This is a genomic window from Methylophaga sp. UBA4204 (assembly GCF_002379485.1).
GTDB lineage: Bacteria > Pseudomonadota > Gammaproteobacteria > Nitrosococcales > Methylophagaceae > Methylophaga.
The window spans coordinates 52217-53328 of the sequence record NZ_DFTU01000094.1 but is presented as its reverse complement, the minus strand read 5'-3'; the positions used below and the strand labels follow the sequence as shown (position 1 = coordinate 53328).

At 42.4% G+C, this 1112-nt stretch carries 2 protein-coding genes; one reads left to right on the top strand and one right to left on the bottom strand.

Features of this window, described 5'->3' with window-relative positions; all coding sequences use genetic code 11:
- The coding region (locus tag B3182_RS16385; protein ID WP_414683350.1) for a putative PEP-binding protein at window positions 1–168 on the top strand (168 nt) is incomplete at its 5' end.
- Window positions 169–253: 85 nt separating this feature from the next.
- Here B3182_RS16385 and B3182_RS14370 read toward each other — a convergent pair.
- Window positions 254–1112 (bottom strand): DNA alkylation repair protein (locus tag B3182_RS14370; protein ID WP_292753234.1); only part of this gene is annotated, 859 nt, incomplete at its 5' end.

Genomic DNA, 1112 nt, shown 5'->3' with positions numbered 1-1112 from the left:
ATGGCGATTAATGCCTGTCACAAAGCAGATAAATACGTCGGTATCTGTGGACAAGGACCTTCGGATCATCCTGATTTAGCAGCATGGCTGCTTGAACGTGGAATCAGCAGTATTTCACTAAATCCGGATACGGTGGTCAGTACTTGGCAGGCATTAGCTAAACAGTAAAATCGATTAAATTTACACCAAACAAAATGAGCCCTCCGGGGCTCATTTTATTTCTGTTGATAATTTATTTGGTAGTATCTTTAATTCAATCAAGTACTAGATTCACCGTCGCCTGGTTATGAACCACGCCGTTGATAAGTATTTCAATAGTGTGTTGGCCACCATAGTATTGCCGGGTAGTCAGTTTTAAAAATCCGTGTGACTTCTTTAGATAGATACTTTCCTTGGCCGGTAAAGCGATGTTTTTCCATTTATAAACTTTCGCGGTGGTCTTGCCGTTGTTTTTGACATGCCAGACACGATAATCCACCACCAATTGTTGAGCCTGACTGGTTTTAGAATGGATAGACAACAACATTTCCAATTTTTGACCCAATGTCACATCTTGCTCAGTTAAATCAAAGTCTATCTCAACGGCTGGGTGGTCACTATAACCCAGTAATGGGAATACAGCTGGCTCACCTGCCTTAATCAGACTGCGAAGCCCGTGACGGATAATCCAGCGACGTTGAGGTGTGGAATTTTTCAACCAATCACGACAGATATCGATTACTCGCTGTGGATGGTCTTTACTAATGTCATTTAAATTATTGGCAACAGATTTTTGGACATATTTACTTTTGTCATCTCTGAGCTGACTCAGTATTTCAAATACCGGCTGCGGGTCTTGTTTTAATGCCTTTAAATGCCCTCCCCAAGGTAATCTTGGCCGCATCCCTTCTGATGCCAGTCGCCGGACATGCTCATTCTCATCATCACACCATCGCAATAATTCTTTGAAGGTCAGCTCAAAATGTTGTTCTATGTAGGGTCTGATAGCAAATTCTGCAGTAAACAATGGTGTGAGATGCTTTAACACATCCAGTGCGATTGTCGGCTGCTGCAGCCCTTGCTTTCCAGCATAGTCAATTAATGGCCATGCCATAAAACTATGCCAACCTTTA